13 protein-coding genes are annotated in these 15830 nt (G+C 69.9%); 1 reads left to right on the forward strand and 12 read right to left on the reverse strand.

The window, feature by feature from the left end:
- Positions 1 to 49: 49 nt before the first annotated feature.
- The 9 genes from ASC87_RS33640 to ASC87_RS29130 all read right to left on the reverse strand — a co-directional run bounded on the left by ASC87_RS33640 (position 50) and on the right by ASC87_RS29130 (position 10676).
- On the reverse strand, positions 50 to 1939 hold the full coding sequence (locus tag ASC87_RS33640; RefSeq protein ID WP_056671439.1) for a hypothetical protein: 1890 nt from the start codon (positions 1937 to 1939) through the stop codon (positions 50 to 52).
- 140 nt (positions 1940 to 2079) lie between these two features.
- Positions 2080 to 3705 (reverse strand): gamma-glutamyltransferase family protein, encoded by a 1626-nt coding sequence (locus ASC87_RS29095; protein WP_056671441.1) that lies wholly within the window; start codon positions 3703 to 3705, stop codon positions 2080 to 2082.
- A gap of 75 nt (positions 3706 to 3780) precedes the next feature.
- Entirely contained in the window at positions 3781 to 5307 is a 1527-nt protein-coding gene (locus tag ASC87_RS29100) for a tripartite tricarboxylate transporter permease (RefSeq protein ID WP_056671443.1), read from the reverse strand.
- A gap of 40 nt (positions 5308 to 5347) precedes the next feature.
- Complete coding sequence (locus ASC87_RS29105) at positions 5348 to 5812, reverse strand: tripartite tricarboxylate transporter TctB family protein (RefSeq protein WP_056671445.1); 465 nt, start codon at positions 5810 to 5812, stop codon at positions 5348 to 5350.
- A gap of 118 nt (positions 5813 to 5930) precedes the next feature.
- Positions 5931 to 7730: a GspE/PulE family protein gene (locus ASC87_RS29110; protein WP_056671447.1), complete on the reverse strand. Its 1800-nt coding sequence runs from the start codon at positions 7728 to 7730 to the stop codon at positions 5931 to 5933.
- A complete protein-coding gene (locus tag ASC87_RS29115) occupies positions 7727 to 8509 on the reverse strand; it encodes a spermidine synthase (protein WP_056671449.1) in 783 nt (260 codons plus the stop codon). Before ASC87_RS29115 ends, ASC87_RS29110 begins: the two co-directional genes overlap by 4 nt.
- A 97-nt stretch (positions 8510 to 8606) precedes the next feature.
- Positions 8607 to 9113: a DNA-deoxyinosine glycosylase gene (locus ASC87_RS29120; RefSeq protein ID WP_056671451.1), complete on the reverse strand. Its 507-nt coding sequence runs from the start codon at positions 9111 to 9113 to the stop codon at positions 8607 to 8609.
- Entirely contained in the window at positions 9110 to 9937 is an 828-nt protein-coding gene (locus ASC87_RS29125; RefSeq protein ID WP_056671453.1) for a TatD family hydrolase, read from the reverse strand. Before ASC87_RS29125 ends, ASC87_RS29120 begins: the two co-directional genes overlap by 4 nt.
- Positions 9938 to 9965: 28 nt before the next feature.
- Entirely contained in the window at positions 9966 to 10676 is a 711-nt protein-coding gene (locus ASC87_RS29130) for a glutathione S-transferase N-terminal domain-containing protein (protein ID WP_056671455.1), read from the reverse strand.
- A gap of 160 nt (positions 10677 to 10836) precedes the next feature.
- Here ASC87_RS29130 and ASC87_RS29135 point away from each other — a divergent pair, with 160 nt between their 5' ends.
- Entirely contained in the window at positions 10837 to 11856 is a 1020-nt protein-coding gene (locus tag ASC87_RS29135) for a DUF2628 domain-containing protein (protein ID WP_082569045.1), read from the forward strand.
- Positions 11857 to 11866: 10 nt separating this feature from the next.
- Here ASC87_RS29135 and ASC87_RS29140 read toward each other — a convergent pair whose 3' ends face one another.
- Genes ASC87_RS29140 through puuE form a run of 3 tightly spaced genes read right to left on the reverse strand, consistent with a single transcriptional unit; the run spans position 11867 to position 15830 of the window.
- Entirely contained in the window at positions 11867 to 13099 is a 1233-nt protein-coding gene (locus ASC87_RS29140; RefSeq protein ID WP_056671459.1) for a M20/M25/M40 family metallo-hydrolase, read from the reverse strand.
- The gene (uraD, locus tag ASC87_RS29145) at positions 13096 to 14871 is read right to left on the reverse strand and encodes a 2-oxo-4-hydroxy-4-carboxy-5-ureidoimidazoline decarboxylase (RefSeq protein WP_056671461.1); all 1776 of its coding nucleotides are present in this window, start codon (positions 14869 to 14871) and stop codon (positions 13096 to 13098) included. Before uraD ends, ASC87_RS29140 begins: the two co-directional genes overlap by 4 nt.
- On the reverse strand, positions 14868 to 15830 hold the full coding sequence (gene puuE, locus ASC87_RS29150) for an allantoinase PuuE (RefSeq protein WP_056671463.1): 963 nt from the start codon (positions 15828 to 15830) through the stop codon (positions 14868 to 14870). Before puuE ends, uraD begins: the two co-directional genes overlap by 4 nt.

Raw genomic sequence — 15830 nt, forward strand, 5'->3', positions numbered from 1 at the left:
GGAGCGACGGCCCCCCGTGCTTGCCGTGGGACAACGGACTCGGCGAGGGTCAGTCGCGGTTCTCGGCCCGGAACTGGATGCACTGCGGGTGCCGGGAGAAGCGCTGCAGGCCGCATTGGGTTTCCATGCAGCGGTAGAGCGCGAAGTTGGACCGCGTGCCGCACGCGGCCTTCGGGTTGTTGGCCGGCGGCGCGTCCGGGTCGCCCGCGGGGGCGGCGGCGGCCACCTCCTTCCTCGGTGCCCGCTTCGGTTCCGCCTTCGGCTTGGGCGGGGGTTCCACCACGGCCACTGGCGCTGGCGGGGGTAACGGCGCAGCTTCGGCGACCGGCGCGGGGGCCGGTGGTTCGACGGCCACCGGCGCCGGGGTCGGGCCCGCGGCAGGCGGGTCGTTGGCGAGCACCGCTTCCACCGGTGCAGGCGCGGGTGCAGGCGCGGGTGCAGGTACAGGTGCAGGCGTGGGGGCCGGTGCGGCCGTGGCCGTCCGGGGCGCCGGGGTTGCCGCGGGTTCCGTGGCGGGCACACCGAGCCAGGCGGCCACCTGGCCGGGGTTCTCCATGGCGTACCAACCGGCCATGCCGGCACATGCCAACAGGCCGAACAGCGCGGCGGCGAACCGGCCGGGGGGCTTGCGCGGCGCCGCCTTGCGCTTGGCCGGGCCCGGCATCACGAATTTCTGCGGGCCGAGGCTGGGCTCCCGGGGCACGTTGCGGCCGGGCTGCGGCTTGAACCCCGGCGGCTCGGCCGACAACGTGGGCTCGCGTTCGTTCGCCCAGGGCAACGACGACACGGCCATCGCGATGGCCGCCGCGGCCGCGGCATCGACCTCGGTTTCGGGGCTGTTGTTGGGGGTGACCTCGGGTTCCGCCGCCGGCTCTGGCGGCTCCGGGGGTGCGATGTCGGCCGCCGGCCGGGGGGGCGGAGGCAGCATCGACGTGAGCACCGGTGGTTCGGGCCGCGGTGCTGCCGGTGCCGGGACGGGCACTGGTGCCGCCACCGCCGGCGCCTCGAGGCCCAGCAGGCGCCGGAAGGCACCCAGGTCCTGCGGGCGGTTCTCGGGCCGCACCGCCAACGCGCGGTCGATGGCCGCGATGAGCGCAGCCGAGGGCAGCGGTGCGGTCGAGCGGCCGGGCCCCCGGCGCGCCAGTCCTTCGGACAGCGGTGCGTGGATGTCGTTCGGGCCCAGCACGGCCGCCGACAGCGGAGGCCGCCCAAGGAGTGCGTGGTGCATCACGGCACCGAGGCTGTAGATGTCGGTCCACGCGCCCACCGGAAACGCACTGCCGTGGGCGAACAGCTCGATGGGGGCGAACTGCCGGTCCACGCTGTCGGACACCGTGCGCTGCGCGGCCGGCGCGGCGCACGACAGGTCGAACAGCACCGGGCGGCCGTCGGGCTGCACCCAGATGCTGTCAGGTGACAGGCCCAGGTGGAAGACCCCCCCGGCGTGCATCGGGGCCAGCGCGTCGCACAGGGCGCCCACCAGCGCGCGCAGCTTGGTTTCGTCAGCCCAGCCGGCGTGCCGCTGCGCCGACGCGAGGGACTCCCCCTCGTAGAGCGGCATCATCAGGTAGGCGGTGCCACGCTCCTCCCACACGCGCAGCGCGCGGCCGATGGACGGGTGATCGAAGCGGGTGAGCCAGCGTGCACCGCGCAGGAACCGGGCGAGCGCCGCCTCGCGGGCCGACGGGTTGCTGCCATTGACGAGCAGCACCTCGCCGGCATCGCCGCGCGCGGCCAAGCCCTGGGGGAAATGTTCGCGCACGAGCACGTGCCGCTGCAGCAGGGCGTCATCCACCACATACAGGATGCCGCCATCGTCCTGTGCGATGGGCTCGAGGATCTGGCAGCCGCCCACGCGTACGCCGGGGTGCAGCAGGTCACGGTCGAGTTCGGAGATCGTCGGCATGGTGCTGGGGCCGAAATCGCGGGTGGCGTCCATCGTGGGCATGGGTCAGGCAGGAAGTGGCAGGAGCCACCCGGCCCGACGGACGAAACCGCAAGACCAGGCGCCGGGCCATTCGAGCAATCTGCGTGCCCAGTCTACGCCCGGACCACGTTCACCGGGCGGTCACTGCACCGTCACCAGGCGGCGGCCAACCCGTCGCGCCGGCTGTCGCTGGCGGCCACGTACCCCGCCGACGCCGGGTCCCCGAGCCGCCAGATGAACTGGCCGGCGCCGAAATCCTGGTAGCTGTCGTTGATCACCTCCAGGCGGTGCCCACGGGCCGCCAGCCCGGCCACCGTGGCCGCGGGCATGCTCGCCTCGACGTTCACCGACAGCCCCTCGTTGTAGCGCCAGCGCGGTGCATCACACGCCGCCTGCGGATGTTGACGGTGGTTCAGCAGGCGCACCAGCGTCTGCACATGGCCCTGCGGCTGCAGGTTCGCCCCCATCACGCCGAACGACATCACCGGCTGGCCGTCGCGGGTCAGAAAACCCGGAATGATGGTGTGGAAGGGCCGCTTGCCCGGCGCCACCACGTTGGGGCTCGCCGGATCGAGACTGAACGCGTGTCCACGGTTCTGCATCGACACGCCGTACCCGGGCACCACCACGCCGGACCCGAACCCCATGTAGTTGCTCTGGATGAAGCTGACCATCATCCCGTGTTCGTCAGCCGCCGTCAGGTAAATCGTGCCACCCTTCACCGGGTTACCGGCACCGAAGTCCTGCGCGCGCGCCGGGTCGATCAACCGGGCCCGCTCGGCCAGGTACGCCGGGTCGAGCAATTGCGCCGTGGTCACGGTCATGCTGCCGGGTTCGGCCACGAAACGGTACACGTCGGCGAACGCGAGTTTCATCGCCTCGATCTGCAGGTGCTGCGACTCGGGGCCATCGACGGGCAACGCGGCCAGGTCCACGTGGCGGAGGATGCCGAGTGCAATCTGCGCGGCAATGCCCTGCCCGTTGGGCGGCAGTTCGTGCAGCCGGTGGCCCGCGTAGTCGAGCCCGATGGGGTCGACCCACTCGGGCCGGTAGCCTGCGAAGTCGGCCACCGTGATGGCCGCACCCGACTCGCCCGCGTGCCGCACCGCGGCCTCGGCGATCTCGCCGCCGTACAGCGCGGCACCCTTCGTGCGCGCGATCAGGTCGAGCGACCGGGCCGCGTCCGGGAAACGGAACAGCTCGCCCACCTCGGGCGCGCGCCCGCGCGGCAGGAAGGCGGCCGCATAACCCGGCAGGTCCCTGAGCAGCGGTGCAGCCGCCGCCCACTTCTGCTGCACCACCACCGGCACCGCGTACCCGCGGGTGGCCACCTCGATGGCCGGCGCCATCAGGTCGGCGAACGGCAGCTTGCCGAACCGCTCGCTCAGCGCCACCCACCCCGCCACGGCACCCGGTACGGTGGCACTGTCCCAGCCGCGCTGCGGCGGCGTGGCCGCCTCACCGTACTTCGCGCGGAAGTGGGCCGGTGTCCAGGCGGCCGGTGCGGTGCCCGACGCATTGAGGCCGTGCAGCCGTTCGCCATCCCACAAGATGCAGAACGCATCCGACCCGAGGCCGTTGCTGACCGGCTCCACGATGGTCATCACGGCCGCGGCGGCGATGGCCGCGTCCACCGCATTGCCGCCCTGGCCCAGGATGCGCAGGCCGGCCTGCGCGCCAAGCGGGTGCGAGGTGGACACGACGTTGCGGCCGAACACCGGGAGCCGCGGGCTCGGGTAGCCGGCACGCCAGTCGAACGGGGTGGAGGAGGAAGTCATGGGCATCACCTTCATCGGAGGACCGGGAACGACAAGGCCGCCCGGAGGCGGCCTTGTGGACGAAATGCAGGTCGGTCAGTCGGCGTCCTGGAACGCCACCTCGCGCTTGTTCTTGATGGATGGCAGCAGCACCACCACGATCAACAGTGCCGAGGCGACCAGCAGGCCGGCCGACAGCGGTCGCGTGGCGAACGTGCTCCAGTCGCCGCGGGACAGCAGCAACGCCCGGCGCAGGTTCTCTTCCATCATGGGGCCCAGGATGAAACCGAGCAGCAGCGGCGCCGGTTCGCACTTGAGCTTGTAGAACAGGTACCCCACCACCGCGAAGATGGCCGTCATGTAGACGTCGAAGTTGTTGTTGTTCAGCGTGTAGGTGCCGATGCAGCAGAACAGCGTGATGGCCGGGAACAGGAACCGGTACGGCACCGTCAGCAGCTTGATCCAGATGCCGATCAGGGGCAGGTTCAGGATCACGAGCATCGCGTTGCCCACCCACATGGAGGCGATCAGGCCCCAGAACAGTTCCGGGTTGCTGGTCATCACCTGCGGACCGGGCTGGATGCCCTTGATGGTCATCGCACCCACCATCAGCGCCATCACCGCGTTCGGCGGGATGCCCAGCGTCAGCATCGGGATGAAGGAGGTCTGGGCACCGGCGTTGTTGGCCGATTCGGGGCCGGCCACGCCGCGGATGTCACCCTTGCCGAAGCGGCCGTTCGGGCCGGCGATCTTCTTTTCCACCGTGTAGGCCGCGAACGAAGCCAGCAGCGCACCACCACCCGGCAGCACGCCGAGCAACGAGCCGAGCGTGGTGCCACGGAGCACCGCAGGCCAGGCTTCCTGGAAATCCTTGCGGGTGGGCCACAGGCCTTTCACTTCCTTCGTGAAGACCTCGCGGTGTTCGGCCGGCTGGCCGAGGTTGGCGATGATTTCACCGAAACCGAAAACGCCCATCGCGATCACGACGAAACCGATGCCGTCGGTGAGCTCGGGGAAGTTCAGCGTGGTGAACGGCAGCTCGGAGTACCGCGGCACGCCGGAAATCACGTCGGTGTTGATCTGCGCGAGCAGCAGGCCCAGGATGATCATCGAGATGGCCTTGACCAGGGAACCGGACGCCAGCACCACGGCACCGATCAGGCCCAGCACCATCAGGGAGAAGTATTCGGCCGGGCCGAACTTGAATGCGAGTTCGGTGAGCGGCGGCGCGAAGGCGGCGATGATGATGGTGCCCACGCAGCCCGCGAAGAAGGAGCCCAGGCCGGCCGCGGCCAGCGCCGCACCGGCCCGGCCCTGCCGGGCCATCTGGTAGCCGTCGATGGCGGTCACCACCGAGCTGGATTCACCCGGCACGTTGATCAGGATGGCGGTAGTGGAACCGCCGTACTGCGCGCCGTAGTAGATGCCGGCCAGCATGATGAGGGCGGGCGTGGCGTCGAGCGCGTAGATCGACGGCAGCAGCATCGCGATGGTGGCGACGGGGCCGAGGCCCGGCAGCACACCGATCAGCGTGCCGAGTACGCAGCCGAAGAAGGCGTACATCAGGTTGTTCAGCGTGAAGGCCACGCCGAACCCCAATGCGAGGTTGTTGATCAGGTCCATGGGCAACTTTCCGATGCGGTAGGTTCAGTGCGGGCGGCGATCAGCCACCCATGGCGGCCGGCCACATCGGGATCGTCAGGCCGAGGCCCTTGACGAACACGAGCCAGGAAAAGACGGTGAGCACGACGCTGGAGATCAGCACGCCGAGCCATTTGAATTCGTCCCCGGCGGCGCTGACGATGATGATCAGGATGGGCACCGTGATCACGAGGCCCGCGCGCGGCAGCAAGGCCCCGAACAGGGCGATGGCAAACACGATCACGGCGAGTGGCCGCCAGGCGATGTCACCGACGGGCTCGCCGCCTTCCACCTCGATGGTGAGCGACGTGAAGATCACGACCGCCCCGAGGATGGCCATCAGCACGCTGAGGATCATGGGGAAGTACCCCGGCCCCGGGCGCGCGGCAGCCCCCATGCTGTAGTCGGTGGCACCGTACGCGAACGCAAGGCCGACCACCAGGAACATCAATCCGGAAAAGAAATCGCGCTGACTCTTGATCTTCACAAAGGTACCCCTCACGTGTGCTGCGACGTTGTGTGCGATTCTAGGCAGCGGCACCTGCCATGCGTGTGTGGTTTACACGTAGCAGATTCACGGGGACTTGCAAGTTCGGCCGAGCCGGTCAACCTTCCCACATGGGTGTGGAACGCAGCACTTCCTCCGCCGTGGTCACGCCTTCGGCGATTTTCATGGCACCGGCCAGCCGGAGCGGGCGCAGGCCGTCCTTGAGCGCCTGCCGGCGCAGCGCACCCACGTCGGGCACCGGCGAGACGGTGTTGCGGGCCGAGTCGGTCAACTCGAGCAGTTCGTACAGCCCGGCACGGCCGCGGTAGCCGGTCATGCGGCACTCGAGGCAGCCCACCGGCTTGTACGCACGCACCTTGCCACTCAGCGTCCACGGCTTGATGAGCGTGTTGAGCGCGTCGGCCGTGACGGCCTCGTCGGGCTGGCGGCAGGCCGGACACAGCGTGCGCACGAGCCGCTGCGCCAGCACACCGATCACGGTGGCACCAATGAGGTAGGGCGGCACCCCCAGGTCCACGAGCCGCGTGATGGCCGAGGCCGCATCGTTGGTGTGCAGCGTGCTGAACACGAGGTGGCCCGTGAGGGCGGCCTGGATGGCCATTTCGGCGGTTTCCAGGTCGCGGATTTCACCCACCATGATGATGTCGGGGTCCTGGCGCATCAGGGCCCGCAGCCCCTCGGCGAAACCGAGGTCGAGGGCGGGCTGAACCTGCGTCTGGTTGAACGCGGGCTGGATCATCTCGATCGGGTCCTCGATGGTGCAGACGTTGACCTCGTCGGTCGCGAGCCGCTTCAGCGTGGAGTAGAGCGTGGTGGTCTTGCCGGAGCCGGTGGGGCCCGTCACGAGGATGATGCCGTGCGCACGTGCCGTGAGCGATTCCCAGCGCTGGGCGTCATGGGTGCCGAAACCCAGGGCATCGAGCTGCTTCACGGTGGTGTCGGGATCGAAGATCCGCATCACCATCTTCTCGCCGAACGCGGTGGGCAGCGTGGACAGCCGCATTTCCACTTCGTCGCCGGTGGGGTTGCGCGTCTTGATGCGGCCGTCGAGCGGGCGCCGGCGTTCCACCACGTCCATGCGGCCCAGCAGCTTGATGCGCGCGATCATCGCGTTCATCACGCCGGGTGGCAGCTGGTAGACGGTGTGCATCACGCCGTCGATGCGGAAGCGGATGACACTCAGCTCGCGGCGGGGTTCGAGGTGGATGTCGCTCGCGCGCTGGTCGAACGCGTACTGCCAGAGCCAGTCGACCACCTGCACGACCCCCTGGTCGTTGGCGTCGAGCTGCTTGTTGGATCGCCCGAGCTCGACCAGTTGCTCGAAGCTTGCGGACGCGGCCATCTCGCCGGTCTTGACGGCGTTGCGAACCGACTTGGACAGCGTGTAGAACTCGGTGGTGAACTTCGCGATCTCGATCGGGTTGGTCACGACCAGCTTGAGCGTCTTGCGGGTGTGGGCCTCGATCTCGGGCACCCACGCCACGTCGAACGGCTCGCTGGTGGCCACGATCACCTCGTGCGCCCCCACCTGCAGCGGCAGCGAACGGCGGCGTTCGGCGTAGTTGATGGACATCACCTCGGACACGCGGCCCACGTCCACCTTGAGGGGGTCGATGCGCTGGTACGGCAGCCCGCAATGCCTGGCGAGCCATTCCGTGAGAAGCTCGGTGTCGAGCGCCTTGCCGGTACGGGCGTGGTTCAGGCCCGCGCTGCCCAGGCGCACGAGCGGGTGCTGCTTGCTGTCGGCCGCGGCAAAGCGCTTCTCGACGGTGTCGTGGTCGGACTCGGAGATCATGCCGTCGTCGCGCAGCCACTTCAGCAGGCGCCGCCAGTCGAGCCGCCCGGCAGGATGAGAACTGGCGGGCTTGGGGGATGCTTTGGGGGTAGCAGTGTTCATGTCGCGGGGGTGCGGGGAGCGGCCGGCAGCGCACGGAGCATGCGCAACCACTTGCGGGCGGGCAGGTCGAACCGAGTTTCGATGTTTTCCGCACGCCGGGCAAGTTCGTCGCGGTCAAGAATTGCAAAGGCCTTGCAGGCCACCACGATGGTGTTGCCCTCCTTCGTGGGGCGCAGGCTGCGCAGCGTGTCGTGGCCGAACACCGCGGCGATGCGGTCGGCGCTGCGCTCGAAGCTGGCGTCGCGGCCGAACAGGTTGACCGTCATCACGCCGTCGTCGGACAGCAACGCACGGCAATGGCGGTAGAACACCTCGTCGTCGAGCACCGGGCTCGCGGCGTCGTGGTCGTACAGGTCCACGTTGAGCACCTGGGCCGTGCCGTGGTTCGCCGGGTCGGCAACGAACTGCGCGGCGTCGGCGTTGAGCACGGTGAGGCGGGCATCGTCTTCCGGCAGGTGGAACCACATGCGGCACGCGGTGATGACGGTGGGGTTGAGTTCCACCGCCGTGGTCTTCATGCGCAGGTTGCGGTGGCAGAAGCGCGTGATGGCTCCGGCGCCCAGGCCCAACTGCACGGCGTGCCCCTCGGCCACCTCGTCCGGGTGGCGAAACAGCATCCAGGCCATCATGCGCTGGATGTACTCGAGTTCGAGGGTGTGGGGCTTGCGCACGCGCATGGCCCCCTGGACCCAGGGTGTGCCGAGGTGCAGGTAGCGCACGCCATCGGCCTCCGACATGGTGGCCGGGGCCAGTTCGATCTTTCGTTTGCGGGTGGCCATCGGGGATTCGGGAGATTCGGGGCAACATGACAGTCTGCCAGACGCCGGACGGGCACCACCCGTCCAACGCATTCCGTATCAGAAGGTTCGCACCTTCTCAGGCCACGCCGTGGGCCTCGAACGCGGCCCGCCACGCCGCCAGCTTGCGTTCGAAGGACCACGAGGCATTCGCCGGGCTCGTGGACGGCAGGCGCACCACCTCCACCCCGAGCGCCGCGGTGTGCCGCATCGAGCGGGCCGACTCGCCCCCGTTGTGCGCGATGGCGGCCAGGCCCGGCGCCCGCGAGCGGAGGCCGGCGAGGTCGTTGAGCTGGGCGTCCTCGATCGCGGTGTCGAGGCTGCCTTCGCGGCGGCAGTGGGCGTAGACGTCCCAGAGCCCCACGCCGTGGTCCCTCATGGCGCCGAGGCGCTCGGCATACGGCAGTGCGCGCAGGTCGACGCCCCACAGCGCCGACAGCAGCGGCCAGAACTGGTTGCGCGGATGGGCGTAGTACTGGCCGGCCGCGAGCGACGCGCCGCCGGGGAAACTGCCAAGCACCACGAGCCGCGTGCGCGTGTCGATCACGGGCGGCAGGCCGCACAGGAGCGGGCTCTCACCGGTCATCGGGGCGCTGCACCCATCAAGGCGGCCAGGCGGGGCAAGGCGGCGAACGCGTTGATGCGGCACACGTGGGCGGTGTGCGCGAGCGTCCACCCCCGCAGCTCGGCCAGCGTGGCCGCGATGCGGGGCAGTTCGGCCGGTTCGTTGCGGGAGGTCTCGCCCGCCTCCCGCTGCGCGGCGGTGCGGTAGAGCCAGTGCGGCGGGATGTCGGGGGCGTCGGTTTCCAGCACCAGCGCGTGGTCCGGCACGGTGGCCGCGAGGTGGCGGATCTGCAGCGCGCGATCGAAGGTCATCGCACCGCCGAACCCGAGGCGAAAGCCCAGGTCCACGAACACGGCGGCCTGCTGGTCGCTGCCGTTGAACGCGTGGGCGATGCCACGCACCGGCACACGCCGCAGGTGCTTGAGCAGCGCATCCGCCGACCGGCGCACGTGCACGATCACCGGCAGGCCGAACTGCTGGGCGAGCTTCAGCTGGGCCGCGAAAAAACGCTCGCCGCGCGCCAGGTCGAGCCCGGGCACGAAGTGGTCGAGGCCGATCTCGCCGATGGCCACGAGGCGCGGGTCGTCGCGGTGGCGTTCGAGGTGCCGGGCCAGTTCGGCGAGGTCGTCGTCGCCCGCCCGGTCCACGAACAGGGGGTGGATGCCGAGCGCGTACGCGAACCCGTGGGCGTGGGCCAGGTCGCGCACGGTGTCGAAATCGAACGCGCCCACGGCCGGCAACACGATGCCGGACACACCCGCCGCCCGGGCCCGCGACACGACCGCGTCGCGGTCGGGGTCGAACTCGGGCGCATCGAGGTGGCAGTGCGTGTCGATCCAGGGCATGACGGGATGATGCCAGCCCGGCGGCGCCTCAGGTGCCCGGACGCGGCGGGATGTTGAGGCCGCGGGCCACCGCCGGCCGGGCGAGGAACGCCTTCAGCACGCGGTCGACGTTGACGAACTCGTTGTAGCCCACCAGGCCGCCTGCCTCGTAGAAGCCGACGAGGTTGTTGACCCACGGGAAGGTCGCGATGTCGGCGATGGTGTACTCGTCACCCATCAGCCACGCGCGGTTGGCCAGGCGCTGGTCCAGCACACCCAGCAGGCGCTTCGATTCGGCCACGTAGCGGTCGCGCGGGCGCTTGTCCTCGAAGTCCTTTCCGGCGAACTTGTGGAAGAACCCGAGCTGGCCGAACATGGGACCGACACCCCCCATCTGGAACATCACCCACTGGATCGTCTCGTAGCGCCGCGCCGGATCGGCCGGCAGGAACTGCCCCGATTTCTCGGCCAGGTAGATGAGGATGGCACCCGACTCGAACAGTGGCAGCGGCTGGCCGCCCGGCCCGTTCGGGTCGAGGATGGCGGGAATCTTGTTGTTCGGGTTGAGCGACAGGAACTCGGGGGACAGCTGGTCGTTGGTGTCGAAGCGCACCAGGTGCGGCTCGTACGGCAGCCCGGTTTCCTCCAGCAGGATGGACACCTTCACGCCGTTCGGCGTGGGCAGCGAGTAGAGCTGGATGCGGTCCGCGTGCCGGGCGGGCCATTTCCGGGTGATCTCGAAGCGGGACAGGTCGGTCATGGTCGGGGTGGGTCGGAGTGAATGCGAGCTGCATTCTCGGCGGCACCCGAAAGCCTCGGGTTTCGTGTGGCGAAGACCGTGACAAGCGCCTCGTTTTCGGCCGGGACACCCGCGCGCGGCCGACCTATAGTGCGCGGACAAAAAACAGGGAGAGGGAAAAATGAAAACGTGTCATGGCTGCGGCCGGTTGAACCCGGACGCTGCAGCGTCGTGCGTGAAATGCGGCCACGCGCTGTCCGCCGAACCCCTGCCGGTCGCCCCCGACCTGCCGGTGCCCCGCGCGGCGGAGGAAGCGTCGCCGTTCCTGCCCACGCAGCCGCCGGTGGACCTGAGCCCCGCCAAGGCGCCGCGCGCCGCGGTGCAGGACGACTTCGACGAAGAGGCGTGGCGTGCCGTCATCGGACCGAAGGGGCAGGACCACTACCTTCCCCGGTTCCGCGAGATGGCGGCTGCGGGCGGTGAGTTCCAGGTGGGTTGGCACTGGCCTGCGCTGTTCCTGGCGGGGTATTGGCTGCTGTACCGCAAGGCCTGGCTGGCCACGGTTCTCTACCTCGTGCTGTCGACCGTCCTGGCGTTCGTCGTGGGCCTGTTCGCCGGTGCGATCGGCACATCCTCCGATGTTGCCGGCGTGCTCGCCGTGCTCGGCGTGGTCGTCGCGCCCCCGCTCATGGCCCATTGGGTCTACTTCCGCAAGTGCCGCTCGGTCGTCGACAGTGTGGTGCCCGGCGAATCGCGCGAGCGCTACCTCGAACGGCTCGCCCGGCGCGGCGGCACCAGCTGGGCACCGGTCGTCCTGATCGGCATGGTGGCCGTCATCGGGATGCTGGCCGCGGTGGCGCTGCCGGCGTACGTGGACTACACGAACCGGGCCAAGGTGTCGGCGGTGCTGCTGGACGTCTTCCCGCTGGCGCACGCGGCCGGCGAGGAGTTCCAGCGCACCGGCGTGATGCCGCCGCTGCCAGCCGTCCCCGCCAGCCCGGCCTTGCGGCCGGTCGAATCGCTGACCAGCGACCCCACGTCGGGCACCATCGAGATCCGCCTGGTGCTCGGGCCCTCCGGCCCGGCCGGCTCGATCTTCCTGGTGCCCAGCGCCGACGCCGCGCGGCACGTCAGTTGGGCCTGCCAGGTCACGCCGCGGCTGCTGAAGGCCGCCCCGAGGCACTGCACCGCGGTGCAGTGACCCCGCTTCTTCACGAACCGAGCAGCGTGAACAGCGTGCGGGCCACCACCTTCGTGGCCTTGCGCAGGTCGTCGAGCACCACGTGTTCGTCGGCCCGCTTGGCATTGGACTCGAGCAGCGTGCGCGGCCCGGCCCCGTAGATCACCGCGGGGATGCCCCGCTCGCCGTACAGCCGCGCGTCCGCATACAGCGGGGTGCCCGACTCCGGGATCGGTTCACCGAATACCACCTCGCCGTGGCGCTGGAGCGCCTCGACAAGCGGCCGGTTGCCCGGCAGCGGCTTGAGGGGGTTGGCCAGCAGCAGGCGGCGGATGTCGACGGTGATGCCAGGGTACGTGGCGGCCGCGTGCAGGATCACGCGGCGCACGTCGGCCTCGACGTCGCCCGGCACCTCTTCGGGAATCATGCGCCGGTCGAGCCGCAGCGTGACCCGGCCCGGCACCACGTTGGTGTTGGTGCCGCCGTCGATGCGGCCCACGTTCAGGTACGGGTGGGTGATGCCCGGCACGGCCGACACGACATGCCGGTACAGCGTGTTCTGTGCGTACAACGCCTCGAGGATGGCCACCGCCCCCTGGAGCGCGTCGATGCCGGTGTCGGGGATGGCCGCATGCGCGGGCCGCCCGTGCACCGTCACCTCGAACTGCAGGCAGCCGTTGTGCGCGGTCACCACCTGGTAGCTGAAGCCGGCGGCGATCAGCAGGTCGGGTTTCGTGAGGCCCTGCGCCAGCAGCCAGCCCGGGCCCATCTCGCCGCCGAACTCCTCGTCGTACGTGAAGTGCAGCTCCACCCCGCCCTTGAGCGGCACGCCGAGCGATTCGAGCGCGCGCACGGCGAACGTGAAGGTGGAGAAATCGCTCTTGCTGACCGCCGTGGCACGGCCATACAGGCGGCCGGCCTCCACCTCGGCGCCGTACGGGTCGCGGGTCCAGCCGTCACCAGGCGGCACCACGTCGCCGTGGGCGTTCAGCGCCACGGTGGGGCCGTTGCCGCCGTACGGCCGCCGCACGATCAGGTTGGTGATGGACTGCAGCCCGTACGCCTGCACGTCTGCCGCGGGTACCGCATGGCGTTCGGCGGTGAAACCGAAGCCCGCCAGAAGTTCGGCAGTGCGTTCCGCGTGCGGTGCGTTGTTGCCGGGTGGCGTGTCGGTGGGCACCTGCACGAGCTGCTGCAGGAACTGCACCTGCGCGTCGAAGTGCGTGTCGATCCACGCGTCGAGCCGGTCGAAGGAGTTGGTCATGGAGTGGGAAGGGCCTGAGCGAGTTGATCGACGAGATGCTGGAAGGCTTCGACGCCAAGCTGGGCGTCGTCGCTCGTGATGACTTCCAGCGGGTTGTGGCTGATGCCGCCGTTGCCGCCCCGCACGAACAGCATGGCCTGCGGCATCACCTCGTGCAGCTTCATGGCGTCGTGGCCGGCGCCGCTGGGCAGGCGGAACACGGTGGCGCCGGTGGCCACCACGGCCGATTCCCAGCGCAACTGCCACGCGGTGGCGCTGGGCGCGGCCGACGCACGCATGGTTTCCTCCAGCGTGTGGTGCAGCCCGCGGCGCGCGACGATGCGTTCGAGCGCGGCCAACACGTCGGCCACCAGCGCATCGCGCGATTCGTCGGTGCCGGCGCGCAGGTCGAGGCTGAACTGGCAACGGCCGGGCACCACGTTGATGGACCCCTCGGGCACGTTGAGCATGCCCACGGTACCCACCACGCCGGGTTGCGCGGCCGCACGCAACTCCACGTACAGCGCCAGCTCGGCCACCGCGGTGGCGGCGTCGCGGCGCCGGTCCATCGGCGTGGTGCCTGCGTGGCTGGCCTGGCCGATCACCTCACCCACGAACCGCACGCTGCCGTTGATGGAGGTGACCACACCCAGCGGCAGGTCGAGTTCGGTGAGCACGGGTCCTTGTTCGATGTGCACCTCGACGAAACCCAGGTAACGCGCCGGATCGCGGCGCAACGCGGGGATGCCGGCCGGGTCGAGCCCGGCGGCGGCCATGGCCTCGGCCATCGAGATGCCCCCGGCATCACACTGGTCGAGCCAGCGCCGGTCGAACTGGCCGATCAGCGCGCCCGACCCGAGGAACGTGGCCTTGTAGCGCTGCCCCTCTTCCTCGGCGAAGCCGACCACCTCGATCGCGAACGGAAGGCGCCGGCCCTGCTGGTGCAGTTCGCGCACGGCCACCATGGGCACGAAGATGCCGAGGCGGCCGTCGTACTTGCCGCCGTTGCGCACGGTGTCGTAGTGGCTGCCCGTGAGCAGGCGCGGGGCGTCGAGGGTGCTGCCGTGGTACACGCCCACGACGTTGCCCACGGCGTCCACCGACACCTCGTCGAACCCGCAGTCGTTCATCCAGCGCACCAGCTGCACCTGGCACGCCTGATGGGCCGGGGTGAGGTACGTCACGGTCAGCTGGCCCAGCGCGTCGAAGCCCGGGTCGGTGTGCAGCGCCAGCAGCTCGGCGCAGTCCCACACCTGGTGGCCCAGCACCGGCTCCACGCCGAGCTTGTCGTTCAGACGCAGCTCGGCGATGCGGTGCACCTGGCGCAGGCATTCGCCGAACTCGGTGTCGGGGTGGGCGTCGAGCCGGCGCTCGAAGGTGGTGATGATCTCGGCACGGGTGAGGCCGGTGCCCCGCGGGCCCCGCACGGCCACGATGAACGGCCAGCCGAAGCGGGCGAGGTACGCGGCATTCAGCTCGCGCAGCCGGGCCAGTTCCTCGGGCGAACAGGCTTTCAGGCCGGCACGCAGTTGTTCGCTGGTGGATTCGGCCGTGAGTTCACCACGCTCGGCCAGCCGGCCGGCGAGTTCCGGGTGGGCGCGCAGCAGCGCCAGCTGCAGGTCGCGCGGGGCCTCGCGGACGGCCTGGGCCATCAGGTGCTTGAGCTGGGCGGCGCTCGCGAACGGGCGGCGGTCCACCACGGCGTCGGCCACCCAGGGCGAATGTTCGTACAGGCCGTGCAACCAGTGCAGCGCTTCATTGCGCGAGGCGTCGTTCAACAAGGCGAGGCTCATGCGGTGGCCCCCGGGGCGGGGTGTTCGGCACGCCAGTGGCGTGCGATGTCGATGCGGCGGCACACCCACACGTGCGGGTGCGACGCGATGTGGTCGAGGAAACGCACGATGGACTTGAACCGCGCCGGCCTGCCCAGCAACCGCGAGTGCATGCCGATGCTGAGCATCTTGGGGCGGTCGAGGCCGGCCGGGTCGCCCTCCTCGTACAAGACGTCGAAGGCGTCCTTCAGGTACTGGAAGAAGTGGTCGCCGGTGTTGAACCCCTGTGGCGCGGCGAACCGCATGTCGTTGGTGTCGAGCGTGTACGGCACGACGAGGCGCTGCAACACGGTGCCGTCGGAGCGGGCGACCGGCATCCAGAACGGCAGGTCGTCGCCGTAGTAGTCGCTGTCGTATTCGTAGCCGCCGTGGTCGGCCACGAGCCGCTTGGTGTTGGGGCTGTCGCGGCCGGTGTACCAGCCGAGCGGCCACTGGCCGCCGGTCATCTCGCGGATGACCTGTGTGCCCCGTGCGATGTGCTCGCGCTCCTCGGACTCGGGCATGTGCTGGTAGTGGACCCAGCGCCACGAGTGGTTCGCGATCTCGTGCCCGGCGTCGACGAAGGCCTGCGTGAGTTCCGGGTGGCGCTGCAGCGCCATGCCGACACCGAAGATGGTGAGCGGCAGCCCGCGGCGTTCGAATTCGCGCAGCAGGCGCCACACGCCGGCGCGGGAGCCGTACTCGTAGATCGACTCCATGCTCAGGTGGCGGGCCGGGTACGCCTGCGCGCCGATGATCTCGGACAGAAAGGTCTCGGAGGCCGCATCGCCGTGCAGCACGCTGTTTTCGCCCCCCTCCTCGTGGTTCAGCACGAACTGCACCGCGATGCGGGCGCCGCCCGGCCAGCGCGCGTGCGGCGGGTTGCGGCCGTAGCCGATCAGGTCGCGGGGGTAGGGTCGGGTCGGCGAAGGGGTGGTCAT

Origin of the sequence: Rhizobacter sp. Root1221, assembly GCF_001425785.1 — a bacterium.
Classification (GTDB): Bacteria; Pseudomonadota; Gammaproteobacteria; order Burkholderiales; family Burkholderiaceae_C; genus Rhizobacter.

Bases quoted from the DNA above. Each gene is read 5' to 3' on its own strand.
- ASC87_RS33640 (WP_056671439.1), bottom strand. From the start codon at position 1,939: ATGGACGCCACCCGCGATTTCGGCCCCAGCACCATGCCGACGATCTCC.
- ASC87_RS29095 (WP_056671441.1), bottom strand. From the start codon at position 3,705: ATGACTTCCTCCTCCACCCCGTTCGACTGGCGTGCCGGCTACCCGAGC.
- ASC87_RS29100 (WP_056671443.1), bottom strand. From the start codon at position 5,307: ATGGACCTGATCAACAACCTCGCATTGGGGTTCGGCGTGGCCTTCACG.
- ASC87_RS29110 (WP_056671447.1), bottom strand. From the start codon at position 7,730: ATGAACACTGCTACCCCCAAAGCATCCCCCAAGCCCGCCAGTTCTCAT.
- ASC87_RS29115 (WP_056671449.1), bottom strand. From the start codon at position 8,509: ATGGCCACCCGCAAACGAAAGATCGAACTGGCCCCGGCCACCATGTCG.
- ASC87_RS29120 (WP_056671451.1), bottom strand. From the start codon at position 9,113: ATGACCGGTGAGAGCCCGCTCCTGTGCGGCCTGCCGCCCGTGATCGAC.
- ASC87_RS29125 (WP_056671453.1), bottom strand. From the start codon at position 9,937: ATGCCCTGGATCGACACGCACTGCCACCTCGATGCGCCCGAGTTCGAC.
- ASC87_RS29130 (WP_056671455.1), bottom strand. From the start codon at position 10,676: ATGACCGACCTGTCCCGCTTCGAGATCACCCGGAAATGGCCCGCCCGG.
- ASC87_RS29135 (WP_082569045.1), top strand. From the start codon at position 10,837: ATGAAAACGTGTCATGGCTGCGGCCGGTTGAACCCGGACGCTGCAGCG.
- ASC87_RS29140 (WP_056671459.1), bottom strand. From the start codon at position 13,099: ATGACCAACTCCTTCGACCGGCTCGACGCGTGGATCGACACGCACTTC.
- uraD (WP_056671461.1), bottom strand. From the start codon at position 14,871: ATGAGCCTCGCCTTGTTGAACGACGCCTCGCGCAATGAAGCGCTGCAC.
- puuE (WP_056671463.1), bottom strand. From the start codon at position 15,830: ATGACCACCCCTTCGCCGACCCGACCCTACCCCCGCGACCTGATCGGC.